The sequence below is a fragment of the Mucilaginibacter sp. GW821-FHT07H05 genome (assembly GCF_059418485.1).
This window is the reverse complement of record NZ_JBWKPY010000006.1, coordinates 281,472-298,941: the sequence shown is the minus strand read 5'-3', so window position 1 is coordinate 298,941 and position 17,470 is coordinate 281,472. Positions and strand designations below refer to the sequence as shown.

16 protein-coding genes are annotated in these 17,470 nt (G+C 45.5%); 10 read left to right on the top strand and 6 right to left on the bottom strand.

All coding sequences use genetic code 11. From position 1 onward, the window contains the following. Nucleotides 1-29 precede the first annotated feature (29 nt). The 5 genes from DarG to AC07M6_RS17745 are packed head-to-tail and all read left to right on the top strand — an operon-like array spanning nucleotide 30 to nucleotide 3,736. Nucleotides 30-437 (top strand): flexirubin biosynthesis protein DarG, encoded by a 408-nt coding sequence (gene DarG / locus AC07M6_RS17765; RefSeq protein ID WP_494891717.1) that lies wholly within the window; start codon nucleotides 30-32, stop codon nucleotides 435-437. After that, nucleotides 427-1,443: a BtrH-related acyltransferase DarH gene (darH, locus tag AC07M6_RS17760; RefSeq protein WP_494891716.1), complete on the top strand. Its 1,017-nt coding sequence runs from the start codon at nucleotides 427-429 to the stop codon at nucleotides 1,441-1,443. Before DarG ends, darH begins: the two co-directional genes overlap by 11 nt. Continuing rightward, nucleotides 1,431-2,192 carry an ABC transporter ATP-binding protein gene (locus AC07M6_RS17755; protein ID WP_494891715.1) on the top strand — a complete coding sequence of 254 codons (762 nt, stop codon included), beginning with the start codon at nucleotides 1,431-1,433 and terminating at the stop codon, nucleotides 2,190-2,192. The genes darH and AC07M6_RS17755 overlap by 13 nt, the downstream gene beginning before the upstream one ends. Then, on the top strand, nucleotides 2,182-3,465 hold the full coding sequence (locus tag AC07M6_RS17750; RefSeq protein WP_494891713.1) for an ABC transporter permease: 1,284 nt from the start codon (nucleotides 2,182-2,184) through the stop codon (nucleotides 3,463-3,465). The genes AC07M6_RS17755 and AC07M6_RS17750 overlap by 11 nt, the downstream gene beginning before the upstream one ends. Nucleotides 3,466-3,472: 7 nt before the next feature. After that, nucleotides 3,473-3,736 (top strand): phosphopantetheine-binding protein, encoded by a 264-nt coding sequence (locus tag AC07M6_RS17745; RefSeq protein WP_494891711.1) that lies wholly within the window; start codon nucleotides 3,473-3,475, stop codon nucleotides 3,734-3,736. Between the two features lie 33 nt (nucleotides 3,737-3,769). Here AC07M6_RS17745 and AC07M6_RS17740 read toward each other — a convergent pair whose 3' ends face one another. From AC07M6_RS17740 to AC07M6_RS17730, 3 genes are all read right to left on the bottom strand, one after another. Next, nucleotides 3,770-4,345, bottom strand: a complete 576-nt coding sequence (locus AC07M6_RS17740) for a thioredoxin fold domain-containing protein (protein WP_494891709.1) — start codon at nucleotides 4,343-4,345, stop codon at nucleotides 3,770-3,772. A gap of 42 nt (nucleotides 4,346-4,387) precedes the next feature. Next, nucleotides 4,388-5,404 carry a Gfo/Idh/MocA family oxidoreductase gene (locus AC07M6_RS17735; RefSeq protein ID WP_494891707.1) on the bottom strand — a complete coding sequence of 339 codons (1,017 nt, stop codon included), beginning with the start codon at nucleotides 5,402-5,404 and terminating at the stop codon, nucleotides 4,388-4,390. 264 nt (nucleotides 5,405-5,668) lie between these two features. Next, complete coding sequence (locus tag AC07M6_RS17730) at nucleotides 5,669-6,265, bottom strand: DUF4142 domain-containing protein (protein ID WP_494891705.1); 597 nt, start codon at nucleotides 6,263-6,265, stop codon at nucleotides 5,669-5,671. A gap of 300 nt (nucleotides 6,266-6,565) precedes the next feature. Between AC07M6_RS17730 and gcvH the strand changes: the two genes are divergently transcribed. The 4 genes from gcvH to AC07M6_RS17710 all read left to right on the top strand — a co-directional run bounded on the left by gcvH (nucleotide 6,566) and on the right by AC07M6_RS17710 (nucleotide 10,695). Further along, nucleotides 6,566-6,946 (top strand): glycine cleavage system protein GcvH, encoded by a 381-nt coding sequence (gcvH, locus tag AC07M6_RS17725; RefSeq protein WP_494891703.1) that lies wholly within the window; start codon nucleotides 6,566-6,568, stop codon nucleotides 6,944-6,946. A 6-nt stretch (nucleotides 6,947-6,952) separates the two neighbouring features. Then, a complete protein-coding gene (locus tag AC07M6_RS17720) occupies nucleotides 6,953-7,351 on the top strand; it encodes a VanZ family protein (protein WP_494891701.1) in 399 nt (132 codons plus the stop codon). Next, nucleotides 7,338-7,475 carry a hypothetical protein gene (locus tag AC07M6_RS17715; protein WP_494891699.1) on the top strand — a complete coding sequence of 46 codons (138 nt, stop codon included), beginning with the start codon at nucleotides 7,338-7,340 and terminating at the stop codon, nucleotides 7,473-7,475. Before AC07M6_RS17720 ends, AC07M6_RS17715 begins: the two co-directional genes overlap by 14 nt. Nucleotides 7,476-7,866: 391 nt before the next feature. Next, nucleotides 7,867-10,695 (top strand): outer membrane beta-barrel protein, encoded by a 2,829-nt coding sequence (locus AC07M6_RS17710; protein WP_494891697.1) that lies wholly within the window; start codon nucleotides 7,867-7,869, stop codon nucleotides 10,693-10,695. Between the two features lie 26 nt (nucleotides 10,696-10,721). On the opposite strand, the gene AC07M6_RS17705 is transcribed toward AC07M6_RS17710, so the two are convergent. Further along, nucleotides 10,722-11,138, bottom strand: coding sequence for a hypothetical protein (locus AC07M6_RS17705; RefSeq protein ID WP_494891695.1), 417 nt, complete (start codon nucleotides 11,136-11,138; stop codon nucleotides 10,722-10,724). 146 nt (nucleotides 11,139-11,284) lie between these two features. After that, entirely contained in the window at nucleotides 11,285-11,974 is a 690-nt protein-coding gene (locus AC07M6_RS17700) for an SIMPL domain-containing protein (protein ID WP_494891693.1), read from the bottom strand. 156 nt (nucleotides 11,975-12,130) lie between these two features. Here AC07M6_RS17700 and AC07M6_RS17695 point away from each other — a divergent pair, with 156 nt between their 5' ends. Then, the gene (locus tag AC07M6_RS17695) at nucleotides 12,131-13,771 is read left to right on the top strand and encodes a M28 family metallopeptidase (RefSeq protein ID WP_494891691.1); all 1,641 of its coding nucleotides are present in this window, start codon (nucleotides 12,131-12,133) and stop codon (nucleotides 13,769-13,771) included. A gap of 457 nt (nucleotides 13,772-14,228) precedes the next feature. On the opposite strand, the gene AC07M6_RS17690 is transcribed toward AC07M6_RS17695, so the two are convergent. After that, a complete protein-coding gene (locus AC07M6_RS17690; protein ID WP_494891689.1) occupies nucleotides 14,229-16,778 on the bottom strand; it encodes a glycosyl hydrolase in 2,550 nt (849 codons plus the stop codon). Between the last annotated feature and the right edge of the window lie 692 nt (nucleotides 16,779-17,470).

Below are 17,470 nucleotides of genomic sequence, written 5' to 3'. Positions count from 1 at the left end.
CGCTCGCAATGACAAATGAAATAATTAAAATGAAAAAAGAAAACGTACCACAGGACCTAAGCGCGCTTGGCAAACTCACCAAAGAGGTTTGCTATGCCACTGATGAATCCGGTAAGTACGTTACCCAGCTCAGTGATGGCTGGGATGTAAAGATCAGCGCGCTGGATGTGGCCTGGGACGATATTAAGGAACGGGTAGCCAAAGCCCGCGAGCGGGTACTGAATGGTGAAGCCAGCCCCATCCTGTTTTTTATGGAATACCGCCTGATGGACTTAAAAATACTGGCCGATTATACCGGCTTTTGGCAATGGCAGATTAAACGCCACCTGAACCCCGGAGTTTTTAATAACCTATCCGAAAAGAAATTGCAAAAATACGCCGAAGCTTTTAACACCAGCATAGCCGACCTGAAAACCCTGACCGTGCATGAAAATTGATTTTGAACACCGTCAGTCGGCACATTGCGAATCGGGCGTTACCAGCAACTTATTGAGGGAAGCATCGGGCGGGAAGATCACCGAGCCGCTGGCCTTTGGTATTGGGGCGGGTTTGTTTTATGTATATATCCCTTTTATTAAAATAAATAACGGGCCGGCCATCGCGTTCCGCACCATGCCGGGGTGGATCTTTAAACGCACCTGCCGTTCGCTGGGTATCCCGGTTATCCGAAAAAAATTTAGCTCGAAAGAGAGCGCCGAGGCTTTTTTAATGGAGCAATTAAATGCCGGTCAGCCTGTAGGCTGCCAGGTCGGGGTTTACTACCTCTCCTATTTCCCAAAGGAATACCGTTTCCATTTCAATGCCCATAACCTCATCGTTTACGGCAAGGAGGGCGATAACTATCTCATCAGCGACCCGATCATGGAAACGCCGACCACGCTAACCAGTTACGAGTTAGAGCGCGTACGCTTTGCCAAAGGCGCCCTGGCGCCCAAGGGGCAGGTGTACTATACCAAATATGCAGGTGAAATATCCGACGACCGTATCCGCGAAGCGATTAAAAGCGGGATTAAAAGAACGGTATTAAATATGATCATCTTACCCGGGCCGTTTACAGGGGTAAATGGCATTAAATATACCGGCAACAAGATCAAAAACTGGCGCGATAAGCTGGGCTTGGATAAAGCTAAACTGTATCTGGCCCAACTGGTACGGATGCAGGAAGAAATTGGCACCGGTGGTGGTGGATTTCGTTATATTTATGCGGCGTTTTTGCAGGAGGCCCACGCCTACCTGCCGCAGGATGACCTGTTAGAGATCTCCAAACTGTTTACCGAAGCCGGCGATAAATGGCGCACGGCGGCCGTGCACGCGGCGGGGATTTACAAGGGCCGGCTGGGCAGTCAGGAAGATTTTGATACCATGGGCAACTATCTGCTGGAAATAGCCGAATTAGAAAAGAAAGCTTTTATAGCTTTGAAGAACATAAAATGGCGAACGTAACTTACCCGGCTGTTGATATTAATAACCTGAGTTTCCAATATCCGGGGAACGAGGAACCCTCCTTTACGAACCTGAATTTAAAGATTGGCAAAGGCGACCGCTTCGGGCTGTTTGGGCCGAACGGGGCCGGTAAAACCACGCTGATGAATTTGATGACGGGCTTGCTGAAATCGGATGAGGGAAGCATCGCTTTATCGGGCGTAAAAGTTGGCCGGCATAAGTACCGGGTAAACCGTCTGTTTGGCTTTGTTCCGCAGGATTTTTCATTTTACCAGGAGTTAAGTCCGAAGGAAAACCTGGAGTTTTTTGGTGCCTGGTACGGTTTAAACAGCCGCAAGATTAAACAAAAAACTGACGAGCTTTTACAGATCATGGGTTTGGAAGATGTGCGCGATAAGCAGGTGCAGCAATTTAGCGGCGGGATGAAACGCCGGGTAAACCTGGCCATTGGGGTGATCCATAACCCCGGGATCCTGTTTTTGGATGAGCCTACTGTTGGGGTGGATGTGCAGACCCGCCATGCTATCATTAACTATTTGATAGAGCTGAATAAAAATGGCACCACGCTTATTTATACCTCGCACCAATTAACCGAAGCCGAGGATCTGTGCAACGAGGTAGCCCTGATGGATAACGGCAAAATTATGGCACAAGGCCCGTTGGATACGCTGCTGCGCCAGCATCAGCATGATAACCTGGAGGAATTGTTTTTGAATTTAACCGGCAAACACTTTAGGGATGATATTTAAGCTTTGGGCCACCATTATAAAGGATATCCGCGTGCTGCTGCGCGATAAGGTAGGCATCCTGCTGATGTTTATCATGCCCGTGGCGCTGGTGATTGTAGTTACCAGTATCCAGAACAGCACGTTCCAACTGATGAACAAAAACAAGCTGATGCTATTAGTCAGCAACCAGGATACGGGTAAGTTGAGTCCGCAACTCATACAGTCCATTAACAATATCGGCATGTTCAGGGTATCCGAATTACCTAAGGGTACGGATGCGGCGGCCATCAACATCAAACTACATTCCAAAGAAGCCGAACTGGCTATTATCATCCCTGCTGATTTTTCGGCAAAGGTGAGTGAGCGTGCAAAGGCATCGGCTAATAAGGCGTTAAAAAGTTTTGGGTTAGAGGGCGATTCGGTTAAGACAAACACTGGCGAAACCAATCCCCTCAGCATGTATTATAACCCGGTATTGCAGGAGTCGTTAAGGCTATCGGTACAAGGGGCTTTACGCAGCGCGCTGCAACTGGTAGAAAGCCGCGAAACACTGCGCAACCTGTATTTTTCTATCAACGATAAGCCTCTGCCAGCTAAGCTGGAAAACGAAATGCTGAGCAGTAAAACCGTCATTAACCAAATCCCCACCACCCGTAATGGCGATAGACTGATACCTAACGCCACACAGCATAATGTACCAGCCTGGACGATATTCGCTATGTTTTTTATCATCATGAGCCTGGGTGGCAGCGTGGTAAGGGAAAAAGTAAGCGGCAGCTTTATCCGCCTGAAAACCATGCCTACTAATTATATGGTAGGGCTATTATCCAAGCAAATTGTTTACCTGGGGGTTACCATGATACAAGCCCTTGTGATATTTACCATAGGTGTATGGCTATTCCCCTTTATGAATTTGCCGGCGCTGAATATCCCGGCCGATGTGGCGGGATTGATATTGGTAACCATCTTAACCGGTTGGTGCGCGGTAAGCTATGCCATTTGCGTAGGCGTATTTTCCAAAACCCAGGAGCAGGCAAACGGCTTTGGCGCCGTATCTATTGTGATACTGGCCGCTATCGGCGGCTTGATGGTGCCCAGCTATGTGGTTTCGGGGCCGATGAAGGCATTGGTTAACTTTTCGCCGCTGCACTGGTGTATAGAGGCTTACTACGGCTTGTTTTTAGAGGGCGGGAAATTTACCGATGTGGTAACAAACATTATACCCTTAATTGGCATTACCCTATTGCTGCAAGTAATAACAGTGATTGGTTTGAAACGAAAAAATTTGATATAATTACAGCATGGAAAAAGAAGAACTGAAGCAACAGCTAAAAGTCCAGATCATACAATTCTTAAACTTAACAGAATTAACCCCCGAAGACATTAAGGACGACGAACCCTTGTTCGGCGACGGCCTGGGATTGGATTCTATCGACTCGCTTGAACTGATTGTGCTGCTGAAAAAAGAATATGGCATTACCATCCAGGACCCTAAAGATGGCCGCAAGATATTAGTGGACGTAAATACCATGGCCGATTATATTGCAGCGCACAGTGCTAAATAACATCCCTGCTTTATTATTCGGCTAAGAATACTGTTATTTCAATTTCTTTGCCGCCGCTAAGATATCCTTGGTTTCGGGAACTTTATCAAAGTACTTTACCCATTGGCCCTTACTATCGTACATGGCAATAAATGGCGTGGTCTTAATTTCGAAATAGTCCTGTACTTTTTTGGTATAGCCTTCGGTACCGATGGTGAAATTAGGATAGTCCTTCAGTCCATAATCGCGTTTAAACTCACGGATGCCACGGATATCATAATTCAGGGACCAGGTGATCATCACTATCCTGATATTGCTCAATTCTTTCATATTGGGCTTTAATTCGTACATCATGCGCTGGCAGTGGCTGCAATCGGGCGAGAAATAGACGATCATTACAGGCGCGCCTTTTTTCAAATTAGCGGGGGTTGCCCAAACGCTGTCGGTAGTTAAAATACGATAGGCTGGTATAGGTTTTGGTTTAACGGTTTGGGGCGGCGGGATGCTGGCATCGGCATTTTGCTTGTTGCCGCTATCAGTTTTGGACTTAGCGCCATTATTGCTTTTTTGAGCGTTGGTACAGCTTACGGTAACAGCCAGTGTCAGTAAAAAAAGGAATATTCGTTTCATGGTTTTTATATCGTTTTTAATAAGGGTACTCATGGTATTAAATTACGCCTCCAGCAATTCGGTTTGCCAAGCTATATGTTCTTCTGTTATCGGGTATAAAGCATTATTGCGGATGGCCTGGTAAGCGGCCTCAAACAAATGCGTGTAATCTCCTTTTATAGCCGGCACCAGTTCGGTATGCTTGTTACCGTCGGTATCGGCCAGTGTCAGTTTGCCTTCATAGCCTGCCCGCTCGCGGCCATAGTTTGCATCAGTGGGCAGCATCGCTTTATCCAGTTGCTCTTCCTGCACATCAACACGGTCTTTAATAAAACTACCTAAGCTGCCATGCACCACAAACGACGGCAGCGGTTCGGGTATCAGCAAGCCCGATGTTAAGTATACATTCAGCTGGTTAGGATAAGCCATGTGGAAGCTAAAATAATCAATTACATCAGAATCTTCGCGATGGTTAGCCGTTACTTTATGAAAAGACAAAGGCCTGCCAAACAAACTGATCACCTGATCTATCAAATGCGGGCCCAGATCATACACTAAACCGTTGGTACCTAAAGTGGCATCCTCCTTAAACTTCTTCGGGCTTAATATAGGCTTATACCTGTCGAACCGGAAGCTGATCTCTACCAGTTTACCCAAACGGCCGCTCTCTATTACCTGCTTCACGGCTAAAAAGTCGCTATCCCAGCGGCGGTTTTGGTATACCATTACTTTAAGGCCGATTTGGCGGGCTATATCATATAATGCCTGTACTTCGGCTACGGTGCGCGCGGCTGGTTTTTCTATCAGCACATGTTTGCCGGCTTTCAGGGCGCGCTGCGCCAGGTCAAAATGAGTATGATTGGGGGTATTAACAATTATCAGTTCGATCTCTTCATCATTCAGCAATTCATCAATACTATCATAGCTAACAATATCAGGGTAATGGGCGCTCATCACTTTTTTGCTGCGCTCGGCCACTGCCTTTAATTTGAAGCCCGGGTGCGTGCTTAAAAAAGGGGCGTGGAATATCCTGCCGGACATACCGTAGGCCATTAAACCAGTTACAATAGGTGTTGCCATAGATATGCAATTATACGATTTTACGTTTGCGCAGAAAAAAAATTCAGCAAACGGTTTACTCGCCCCGACTACCCTTCGCTGGTCGGTCCTCTCTTCGCTGTGCGGAAAGAGGGCAGGAATAATACCGAATAACCTTGCACCCTCTTTCCGGCGAAGCCGAAGAGAGGGTGGTCGGGCGAAGCAACGACCGGGTGAGTATAAAAGAAAACGGGACACCTCTTGCAAAGCGTCCCGTTAAACCAGTATAGGTTGCAGAGATCGTTATTATTTCATACCCGCCTTAATACCCTGTATATGCTCCAGGTGCATTTTTATGGTAGGCAGGGTTTTATCAACAAAGGCCTTCAGATCGGGATCTTTCGCGTTTTTAGATTCATCGCTGAACAGATCGACGGTTTTCTTGTGTCCGTCCACCATCGCATCTACATAAGCCTTGTCAAAATCGGTGCCCGATTTTTTGTTCAGGTCTTCCAGTTCCTTTTGCTTATCGGCGCTTACGGTAGCCGGCAGGGTAATGTTTTTGGCTTTGGCCAGGGCCGTCAGCTCATCGTTAGCCTTGCCGTGGTCGGTCACCATCATATCGGCAAACTCCTTTACTTTAGCGCTCGTGGCTTTTGTTTGTGCTAATTTAGCCAGGGCCACTTCGGCCATACCGCCATCGGCTGCTTTAACCGCAAATTCGGCGTCATCTTTGGTTACCGTAATGGCCGGGCTTACAGCGCTGCTGTCGCTCATTTTGCTACTGTCTGCCTTGGCCGTATTGGCGCTGTCGGCTTTGTCGGTGCTGGTTTTTGCGCCTCCGCAGCCCTGTATCATCCAGGCGGCGGCAAGCGTCATCATTAAATAACTTAGTTTTTTCATGGTTAATGTTTGTTATTTATTAACTACAAACAGATTATTTTAAGTTTTAATTAAAGTTATTTAACCATTGTGGTTATTTAACCACAGGGTTCGCATAGATTTGCACGGAGGTCACGGAGGCATAGTAATAAATATAAAACCTATTTCTGCCAATTAAATCTCTGTGTCCTTTGTGGGCCCCCTCTTCGTGAACTTTGTGATTAAATCGTCACTTACCTCACCGATAAATACTCAGATATTCGTGGTTAAATAATCGCAACTTTTATTATTTTTGAGCGGACAAAAAACTAAACACATACTATGACTTTTCCCGCCGAATTAAAATACACCAAAGACCACGAGTGGATACGCCTTGAAGGCAGCGAAGCTTATATTGGCATTACCGAGTTTGCACAGCGCGAACTGGGCGACATTGTTTATGTAGATATTACTTCGGTAGGTAAGGAAGTGGCCAGCGAGGATGTTTTTGGTACAGTTGAAGCTGTTAAAACCGTATCCGACCTGTTTATGCCGGTAACGGGCACCGTGGTAGAAGTAAATAAAATGCTGGACAGCCAGCCCGAGTTAGTAAACACCGACCCTTACGGCGATGGCTGGATGGTAAAGATCAGTCTGCAAAACCCTGCTGATGTGGACGGTTTGCTTACCGCTGATGCCTACCAGGCTATTGTTGGCGCATAATATTAAATGAAACAAGCTTTAAAATATCAAAGGCCCGCTATATGGTGGGCCTTATTTATTTTTGTACTGTGCAATATTTATTTCAGTCCCTCGGTAGGGAAATCGGGTTTATTTTTTCCCGGTTTTGATAAGCTGACCCATTGCGGGCTGTTTTTTGTGCTAAGTATTTTTATAGGCAGTGGCATCATCAGGCAATACGGCAAACGCCAGTTTACTTTGTATGTAGCTACAAAGATTTTCATAGTTGCGGTTATTTATGGCGGCATTATTGAATTACTGCAGCTTTATGTTTTCACCTGGCGCGGTGCCGAATGGGCAGATCTGTTTTGCGATAGCGTAGGCACCGGTATGGCAATATTTGGTATATTGGTAACGTTATATGCATCAGTAAATGAGAAAGATTAAATATTTGATGATCATCATGGCCTGCCTGGGCCTTACCTCATGCGGTATCTTTAAAAAAGACTGCGGCTGCCCTCATTTTGGCAAGGTGAAAAGTACGTTGAGCAACGTGGCTTATTTAAGCTGATTACTAATGAGTGATTTAGGCTAAAGCCTTATTGAAACGATGGCTAATCCGTTGGCTAAAGCCAACGGCAATAAATAGTAAGATACCCATACTTCGGCGAAACACTACTTTATCGTCATCCCAAATTCATTGCCTCTCCATTGATGAAGCAGAATAACAGGGCAAAGTATTGGCTTTAGCCAAACCATAACGCCCAAATCCTGCCCCATCTGTCATTGTAACATTCTTAACGATACAGTAAATATCTCCACCCAAACTGTAACACTTCATTTTCTGCTACGTCTCTTAACCCGTACCATTTTAACAATTGAGTGTTAAATTATGTTAAGGCTTTTTGGCTTAACTAACTATTTAGTTATCTTGGCGCACCTATTAACACTTTATCCTGTATATGAAGAAACAATTTTACATCACATTTTTTTTCCTGTTTACCTTATTAACATCAGCAGCTTTGGGCCAATCGCAAAAACGCATGGTTAAAGCCCATATTATTGATAGCAAGGAGCAACCTGTTGAATTTGCAACCGCCTCGGTTATTTTAAACGGCCCCGATTCGTCGGTTGTGGGCAGTACGGTTACCGATAAAAATGGCATGGTTGAAATTCCCAATATCGGCAATGGCAACTACCGCATCCTGATAGCGCAACTGGGCCTGAAAACAAAGGTGGTACATTTTACAGTAACATCGGCAAAGCCATTTGTTGATTTAGGCACTTTAATGATGGAGGTAGAAGTACGCACCTTAAAGCAAGTGGATATTGTAGCCGAAAAGCCCCCTGTAACCATTAAAAAGGATACCATTGAGTTTAACGCCGGATCGTACAAAACCCAAAAGAATGATAACGTTGAGCAGTTGTTTAAAAAGATCCCGGGTGTGGATGTGGATAAGGATGGTAAAATTACCGCGCAGGGGAAAGAGATCACTAAAGTTTTGGTAGATGGAAAGGAGTTTTTTGGTAACGACCCCAAAGCCGTAACCAAAAACCTGCCTGCCGATGCTATAGATAAAGTACAGATTATAGATGATAAAACCGATAAAGCCAAAAACACCGGCATTGATGATGGCGACCGTAACAAGATTATGAATGTTACGCTTAAAGCCGACAAAAAGAAGGGTTGGTTTGGTAATATGTCGGCCGCGGGCGGCAACAGCGAGCGCTACCTGGGGCAGTTTAATATGAACCGTTTTGATAACAAAAAACAGATATCGCTGCTATCCCTCAGCAATAATGTTAACGAGAGTGGCTTCTCGTTCGATGATATTAACAATTTTGCCGGCGGGAACGCCTTCAGCGCTTTTGGTTCATCAGATGGTTCAAACAATATCAATATCAGCGCTAATGGCCGGGCCGATGTTAACGGCGCATTTTCTGGTGTAAGCGGCGGCCTGATCACCAACCATACCGCGGGTATCAATTATTCGGATGAGTTAGGCAAGGCCGGTAAATTAAAATTTAACAGCAGCTTTGTAACGGTGATATCTAATAACACCATCACCCGTTCATCCAATTTGCAGGATGTACCCAATAGCCTGTTCACCAACCAGTTTAGCAATGGTAACAATACCAGTAACAGCTATCGCTTCGCTGCCAATTTCGAGTATAAAATAGACAGCTTAAATAATTTAAGCTTTAAGCCAAATGTATCATTCAGCTATAAAAAGAACTTCTCCCGGTCGGCATCGGGTACGCTAAACCAAACAGCCGATAGTGTTAACAACATCCGCCAACTGCTTGATCAAACTACCCATAGCCCGGCTTTTGGCGGCCAGTTTACTATTAACCACCGCTTTCATCAGGGCAAGGGCTCTATCAACTTTTATACAAACGGAAATTACTCGGCCAATAACGCCGATTATAACAACCAGTCGCTTACCCGGTATTATGTGGGCAGCCAGCCAAATACCAATATCAACCAGCAGGCATCGCAGGATAATAATGCCAGCTTTTTAACCAGTACGGCATCGTTTGTGCGCCAGTTAAGCAAGGCTAAAAGGATAAGCTTTAACCTGAGCGAAACGGCCGATCTGCGCAAGCAAAACGCCAACCAGTATACGGTAGATTATAATGCCGTTACCGGTAATTACGAGATCTTTAATCCGCTGTACAGCGGTAATTCCGATAATCGCAACCACCGTTATACCACCACGGCCGGCATCAGCAAATCGGGCGAAAGCTATACGCTATCGTTTAATATGGCATTGGCGCAACTTGGGCTGCACGGCACCTCAATTGCCAATAATATTGTTAACGATGTAAGCCGCAATGCCTGGGCTTTTGTACCTAATGCCAGCTTTAATTATCGCAAAAAAAATGGCCGCAGCCTTAACTTCAGTGTAAGCACCAATGTGGCGCTGCCCTCGGCAACCGATCTGCAAACGGTGTTTAATAATACCAACCCATTATATATCAGGCAAGGGAATCCCGACCTGGTTCAATCCCGCTCTTATTATGTAAACCTTAATTATAATTATTTCGATTTTAAGAATAATAATTACATTAACCTTTACAGCAATTTTAACACTACGCAAAACGGTTTTTCTACCATCAGCACGGTTGATGCCAATGGTATTACTACCTCAAAGCCTATCAATGTAGATGGTAATTACAGCGGCAGCCTGGGCTTTAACATTGGTAAGCCTACCAAAATTAAAGGCCTGAAATATAGTGTGGGTTCATATTCGTCTATTAACCGCACTATTAACTTTATTAACGGCAACCGTAACGCCGTGACCCGCATAACACCAGGGGCCAACATTGGCGGTAGTTACGACAGGGAAACGCTGCAGTTTAGCCTGCGCTTTTACGGAAATTACAATACGGCCAAAAACTCGTTCCAGCACCTGGCCGACAGGAATTACTTTAGTTTTAACAACAATGCCAGCGTAAGCGTATTGCCGGTTAAAACCTGGCGCATATTTACCGATGTTAACCAAAACCTTTACCGCGGCCAGCCAGCCAGCGCAAATACATCGTACTATTTATGGAATGCCGGTATTGAGCATTATTTATTACAGAACAAAAACCTGACCGCATCCCTAAATGCGTTTGATTTGCTTGATCAAAATTCGGGCATAAATCGCTCCATAAGTACAACGGGTATTATTACTAATAACCAAACTAATACCATTGGCCGGTATTTTTATCTGAAGCTGATTTACAAAATAACCAAAGTAGGCGGCGCCCCCGAAAATAAAAGCGGGGTGATTATTATGAGATAACTGTTTTTGCGGAATAAATAAACGGATTAATAGCTTGCGTCGGCCAGTGTGCCTATCATACTGGCCTCCAGCATTTCGCTTAAAGCGTTAACAGTGGGGTTGGTTTGCTTCGGCTGTTGTTTTTTACTATCAGCATATACAAAATATTTTACGCCCAGCGTTTTTAACAGGTCGTCAACCTTGGTATGCGATGTTGATTTGTAACAAAAAACTTTGATGTTGCGGTAAAAGGGGTTGCTGCTTAAACGCCTCAGTACCTTCTCGGTATGGCTGCCCAGGTAATCATAATCAAGTACGATACCATGAGGTTGGAATTCATTAATGACCGGGAAAATACGATTTGTATTTTCAATATGTATCACGTGTTTATTGGTCGGAACGGGTACTAACGACGTGGCCGGCGAGACCACAAGCAACTTGCTTTGTTTAAAACGGATCATCATCAAAAGTTTAGTATCTAAATATAATCTGTAAAAAGCAGTTTGTCAAGCGCTTATTTACAGGAACTTAAAAACTAATCTTCCCGATACATTAAATTAACATGCCTGCAGGCTGTAAAAAGCATAGGGCTGCAGGCATGTTAACCATTTTATTTACCTATCTCAAATACGGCATGCACCTGGAAACTAAGCTTAATCTTTTTTGCATCAATATCCGATTCGGGCGCCGCGTCAGCTGCTAAAACCCGGTTAGCGTACATGGCTGTTTTGTATACAGGATAGTTACTTTCCTCGTTTTCGGTAATGTTTATTACACTTCCCAGTTTTTCGTTAAGGCTGGTTAATAAATAACTGGCTTTATCTCTTGCAGCCAGTAAAGCCTGTATTTTAAGTTCGCGTTTTACTTCGGCTATTTTCGAATAATCGTAGCTGTCGATGTTGGTTGATTGCACGCCTTTGGCATCTAACTTGCTCATTATCTGATCAAAACGATTAAAATCATGAAACCTGATGCCATATTGTTTGCTCACCAAAAAGTCGGGGTTTTTCTTTTTTTGATAGGTGTAGTTATACGATGACAAGCTGTTAATGGTAAAATCGGCTTTGGCTATACCGGCCTCGTTCACCGCTTTTTCCAGCTGACTTTCCAGTTGACTAATGGTGATCTTGTTCTTACCATCAATATATTCCTTAAGGGAAATGGTTACATTAATAATGTCGGGCGTCACCTCTTTTTCGGCTGTTCCGTTTACTTCAATTTTGCGGCGCAGGTCAACATTTTGCGCAAATCCGGTTACTGTTATCAATAGTAGTACTATAATGATGCTAATCTTTTTCATGTTATTTTTGTTTTTATTTAGTGGATGACGGATAGCCTATATTTCCACAAATGTAATTAACTTGTTACACTCATATCGTACATAAACTACCATATACAGTCATACAATTGAAAAACAGGCGATTTGTTTTTACATTTGAGCAAAGCCCACACTACGATGAAACTCAACTACAATTACCTTTTCCTTTTAGGCGCGCTTGCTTTAGCAGCAGGATGCAGTCAGCCTGAAAAAAATGCGGCCGCTACAATTAGCGGGGATGATATTAAAAGTAACCTGGCTGTTTTAGCGAACGACTCAATGATGGGCCGCAAGCCATTTACCGAGGGCGAAACCAAAACTATCAAATACCTGTCCGATCAATTTAAGAAATACGGGCTGGAACCCGGTAATAACGGCAGCTATTTCCAGGATGTACCGATGGTAGAGATCACCAGTACGCCATCAGTTATGACGATAGCCGGGAAAACGAATCTTACATTAAACCCATCAGCAGATTTTGTGGCCTTAACCCGCCGCGAAACAGATACCGTGCAATTGAAAAACTCGCCCCTGGTGTTTGTTGGTTACGGTGTGGTAGCGCCCGAATACAAATGGAACGATTATGCCGGGCTGGATGTAAAAGGTAAAACAGTAGTGGTACTGGTGAACGACCCGGGCTTTAAATCGGGCGACCCCACGCTGTTCCATGGCGATACCATGACCTATTACGGCCGCTGGACCTACAAGTATGAGGAAGCTGCGCGGCAAGGTGCAGCGGGGATCCTGATCGTTCATCAAACCGAGCCGGCCAGTTACCCATGGCAGGTGGTAAATACCAGCAATACCGGCGCTAAATTAGAGTTAACACAAGCCAATAAGCACATGAACCGCTGCAAGGTAGAAGGCTGGATAACCGAGGAAGCCGCCGCAAAGCTATTTGCCCCGGCAGGTATTACCGGCGATTTCCGCGCATTGGCCCGCAAAAAAGACTTTAAGGCGGTACCGTTAAATGCTAACATTACGCTTTCGGTGCAAACCAAATTGAAATATTCCACATCTCATAATGTAGTGGCCATGCTAAAAGGAAGCAGCGCCCCCGGCGAATATGTGATCTACTCGGCCCATTGGGACCATTTAGGCATAGGCAAACCCGATGCCAGCAAGGATAGTATTTATAACGGCGCGGTTGATAACGGCAGTGGCAGCGCCGCTTTGCTGGCCATTGCAAAAGCATTTGCGGCAGCGAAAGAGAAACCGAAGCGTTCTATCGTATTCCTTTCGGTTACGGCCGAAGAGCAGGGCTTACTGGGATCTGAGTATTATGCAACGCACCCTATTTTCCCGGTAAACAAAACAGTTGCCAATTTAAATATGGATGCACTGCACCCTTACGGCGAAACAAAGGATATAGCCGTAACAGGCAAAGGACAAAACGAACTGGAAGACCAGCTGGAAGAACTGGCAAAAGCGGATGGCCGCGTTTTAGTGGGCGACCCAAAACCCGGCGCCGGCAGCTATTACCGGTCTGATCATTTTAACTTTGCTAAAGTTGGCGTACCGGCATTGGATATTAATGGTGGTACCGACAGCAAAGCGCATGGTAAAGAATGGGGCCTGAAACAGGAAGAGGATTACACCGCTAATCATTATCACCAGCCATCAGATAATTACTCGCCCGATATGGATGTGACCGGCATGGTACAAACCGCGGACCTGTTATATCGTTTAGGTACCAAACTGGCTAATGAAAATACCTGGCCGGGCTGGAAGGCAGGATCGGAGTTTAAGGCGATAAGGGATAAATCGATGGGTAAGTAATAGTTTCTCCTTAACATATCAACCCGGCGGGTAGTTACCTATGCCGGGTTTGTTTTTTATTTCCCGACAGCAAAGAAGCTTCCGGGTGAAAGCGGGCAGAACAATGGTGGCCTGTGCGGCAGGAGGGCATCAGCGTTTTGCAGAAGCGGGGACAAGCGGGTGCGACAGCGGGGCAAATAAGCGTAGCCGTGGTTCTGTCCGTTTTGCAGGGCAAAGGCCACGTGCGGCAAAGGAAGCATTTTTGCTGTCTTGATTTTTTGGTTACTTTTTTATCAAGAAAAAAGTAACAGCCCTCCGCGGCAATTGAGCGGACTGACGTTGAATGTAGAGAAACCCCTCCCTACCAGCGCACAGACTACCGCACCCCTCCCTGAGGAGGGAACTGGAATGCGGCTCTGCCTATAGGATTGCCGTGCTACCATTACAGCAATGACAAAAACTTAGCGTTATTTTCGGGCTACCTATACAATATCCTCACATTATTAGTACTCAACCCCGATGGCATAACCGGCCATTTGGAGGTATCGAAAGGCGTATAGGTGATATCCACAATATTGGCGTCATAGAACTTCTTCCATTCGGGGTGCTGCTTATCGTACACCTTCATGTAATTGGATGAGAGGTTGGTGACGGTGATCTCCAGCGTGTTTTTACCGGCAAGCAATACACCAGCAGGGATCTTCAACCGGAACGGAATAGACCAGGCGGTGCCTATGGTTTTACCGTTAATTTTAACCACAGCCGATTCATTTACCGTTCCCAGATCAATCATCAGATCTTTTTTGCCAGATACACCGGCCGGGACGTTAACCGTGCCGGTATACTTCGCAGTACCGGTATAAAAAGCGGCAGTATCGCTCAATGCAGTCCACGATTGCAGGGTATCCAGCTTAAAAGTTTTGTGATAACCGGGGCGTCCGCCTAAAAATTGCAGTTGCCAGGTAGTGTTCACGGGGTAAGCATTGTAGGCCTTTGGCAAGCTTTCAACCGGTACTGTACCCGCCCCTTGCATTACAAAGCAGGATTGCCCCGGCAGCAGCGATAAATAATACTGCGTTTTGCCATTGCTTTTGCGTGTAGCCATGCCAAATTTCTTGTTGTTCAATGCATCATAACCTACCATGTTGCCGGCAGTAGCGAAATTTACCCACCCGCCTGTGAATTTATCACTCACATTAGCGATAAAGTACACCACTTTGCCCGCCTGTTTTTTGCGGATAAATGTCAGGCCTTCGTTGGCAATCGTTTCCTGCGATACACCATGATGCTTTAGTTCGGCTACGATATCATTGGTTACCGGAAAATGGGTTTTGTCAGCTGCTATAACTGCCTTATCCTTTCCAAAGGCCGCGCTGTTTTCCTTGAAGTTAGCATAACCCATTGGGAATTGCGGCAGCGATTGATCGAATATAATAGTAGCGCCCTGCTTGCCCAAAGCCATTAGACGCTCCAGTGTTGCCTTCGGTAAATAGGTGGTATGAGGCACAACGATCACTTTATAGTTTGCCCCGGCAGTTTGAATTTTACCCTGGCTCACTTTTACTTCATCCAGTTGCCTGTCGGATATATAATCGAACGAGAAACCTTTCTGCAAAAGTTCCTTGCTCAGTTTACCAAAAGGCAAAGCCCCAAACCAGGCTTCCGAATGGTGCACGTCTAACTGGTGGATGCCGTAGCCGCCGCTGTTTCTATCAGCCCAGATATCCTGTACAGGGAAATAAATGAGCACATCATTATCGGGCTTGCTGTTTTGCAAAATGCGTTGGCAGTGATAAATGTATTGGGTAAGCAAAGGCAACTCGTTATAAAAATGCGAGCTTGGCCCCCAGTTGGTTGATGCATAAAATAGCCATCCCGGATATTTTTCGGCCTGGGGCGAGTAGGTAGTGCCATGGAAAAACACGTGGTTTATCCCGGCTGTAAACAACTCGTCGATTTGTGGTTTGGCTTGCGATAAGGATACCTTAAAGTGATTGGCCAGCCAGGTACAGGTTTCCGAACTGATCAGTTGCTTGCCGCTCACTCCTGCTTCCGACGAGGCGAATTTCATGGTCAGCGGGTTAGGCCGGCCAAAGGTTTTGGGTTCGTAACCGGGTTCAACACGTAATAATGGTATCGTGAAATTGCTGCTGCCGAATGATTCCGTTTCGGGGATGGTAGCCAGGCCATATAAGTCTAACAAATTCCCCGGCGAGCCATGGGCCTGGTATCGTGTGATAAAATGGTGTTGTTTGGACCATACCGCCCAGCTTTGGTAACTCTCGTACAACAACTCCGACAGGGTTTGCTGATAGTCTATTTTAACCAGGCAGGTTTGCTGGTTGTTGGTGGTATCTAAAAATATTTTGCTGACCTCCTGGAAATCGTATCCCCGGCGTTTTTTAAACTCCTGCAAAAAGTTGTTAGTCCAGTTAGCGCCAAATACTTCGTACGAGTCGGAATACATCGATCGCAATCCCGCTACGTTTTGTTTAGCGAAAGCGCTGTCGAACCGTACCAGGTATTGCTGCATCAGGTTTTTATCAAACGGGTCGGCTACATAGCCTGTGCCGCCCGGCCCCGCGCGCTTTACCTTTTGCTGCGTACTGGCCGATGTAAAGGCCCCATCTTTCAACACCCACTTTTTGGCGCTTTGGGCTTCGCTTACATTTGGCCCTCCAAAAGGCCAGCCGCTGCCGGTAGACAGATCTACACCAATGCCCAGCTTTTTGGCCTCGCTTAAGGTATAGGCCAATTCTTTCATCCATTTATCACTTAAAAAGGGTTTAAACTCGGCCTCGTAGCCTTTAACCCCATAAATGGGGATGATGTGTACCCCACCGATACCTATCCGCTTAAATTCGCGCAGGCTATGCTGAATGTCTTTTTCGTTAACGGCGCCGCCCATCCACCACCAGTAGGTCCAGGGTTTGGCAGTGTTTACCTGCGCGGAAACAGTGATGGTATTAGCTATCAAAAGGCAGACAATGGCCAGCAAAAAAATTCGGGTACGATTCGGAATAAACATATCAGGTAAATTGGCAAATCAATATTAGGGAAAATTGCGCATACAACCCACCTGCCGCATCCTGATTGGCAATATAGCAGATTCAGACTTACGAAGTTTTAAAAACTTCGTAAGTCTTGCACAACCGTTCAGCCTAAACCTGATAGCAGTGGAAAACCCGTAGCGCGGGAGGGGCAGGGCAGAGATGGCGAGGCTTTGGAACGGATAGCAGGAACAAACGCTGATAGCAGCACTGAAATTGCTTTTCCAATAATTGTACTGTTCGCAGGTTCAGGCAACATGGTGCCTCATACTTTACTTTACAGCGGAATCCCAACAAATTAGTAATTTAGATACCTAATAGTATACGCATGCAAAAGGATTATAAGGGACGTACCTATAGACAGTTTGTATTTATATATCGTTTTACCGTGTTGTTTTTGATTGGACTGGGAATATATGATCTATATACTGACACAACCACCGGCGGTGTTTTGTATGGCAAATACGGTGGCTCGTCAGGGATAAGTTATGGTGGTTACGGATGCTTTATTATGGCCGGCGCTTTAATATTGGGGCAACTTTTAATTTGGATATTTTCCCGGTCTTCAAAAAGATAATGCTTGCTTCTTATGTTATCCTTACGCTCTGAATTCAAACAGGATGTATTGCCCACACCCAAACAAAAAAACTATATTGCCCGCACCAAACCA

Coding starts and splice junctions, on each gene's coding strand:
- AC07M6_RS17740 (WP_494891709.1), bottom strand. CDS start 4,345: ATGAAACGAATATTCCTTTTTTTACTGACACTGGCTGTTACCGTAAGC.
- AC07M6_RS17700 (WP_494891693.1), bottom strand. CDS start 11,974: ATGAAAAAGATTAGCATCATTATAGTACTACTATTGATAACAGTAACC.
- AC07M6_RS17695 (WP_494891691.1), top strand. CDS start 12,131: ATGAAACTCAACTACAATTACCTTTTCCTTTTAGGCGCGCTTGCTTTA.
- AC07M6_RS17755 (WP_494891715.1), top strand. CDS start 1,431: ATGGCGAACGTAACTTACCCGGCTGTTGATATTAATAACCTGAGTTTC.
- AC07M6_RS17705 (WP_494891695.1), bottom strand. CDS start 11,138: ATGATGATCCGTTTTAAACAAAGCAAGTTGCTTGTGGTCTCGCCGGCC.
- AC07M6_RS17690 (WP_494891689.1), bottom strand. CDS start 16,778: ATGTTTATTCCGAATCGTACCCGAATTTTTTTGCTGGCCATTGTCTGC.
- DarG (WP_494891717.1), top strand. CDS start 30: ATGAAAAAAGAAAACGTACCACAGGACCTAAGCGCGCTTGGCAAACTC.
- darH (WP_494891716.1), top strand. CDS start 427: ATGAAAATTGATTTTGAACACCGTCAGTCGGCACATTGCGAATCGGGC.
- AC07M6_RS17750 (WP_494891713.1), top strand. CDS start 2,182: ATGATATTTAAGCTTTGGGCCACCATTATAAAGGATATCCGCGTGCTG.
- AC07M6_RS17710 (WP_494891697.1), top strand. CDS start 7,867: ATGAAGAAACAATTTTACATCACATTTTTTTTCCTGTTTACCTTATTA.
- gcvH (WP_494891703.1), top strand. CDS start 6,566: ATGACTTTTCCCGCCGAATTAAAATACACCAAAGACCACGAGTGGATA.
- AC07M6_RS17720 (WP_494891701.1), top strand. CDS start 6,953: ATGAAACAAGCTTTAAAATATCAAAGGCCCGCTATATGGTGGGCCTTA.
- AC07M6_RS17735 (WP_494891707.1), bottom strand. CDS start 5,404: ATGGCAACACCTATTGTAACTGGTTTAATGGCCTACGGTATGTCCGGC.
- AC07M6_RS17745 (WP_494891711.1), top strand. CDS start 3,473: ATGGAAAAAGAAGAACTGAAGCAACAGCTAAAAGTCCAGATCATACAA.
- AC07M6_RS17715 (WP_494891699.1), top strand. CDS start 7,338: ATGAGAAAGATTAAATATTTGATGATCATCATGGCCTGCCTGGGCCTT.
- AC07M6_RS17730 (WP_494891705.1), bottom strand. CDS start 6,265: ATGAAAAAACTAAGTTATTTAATGATGACGCTTGCCGCCGCCTGGATG.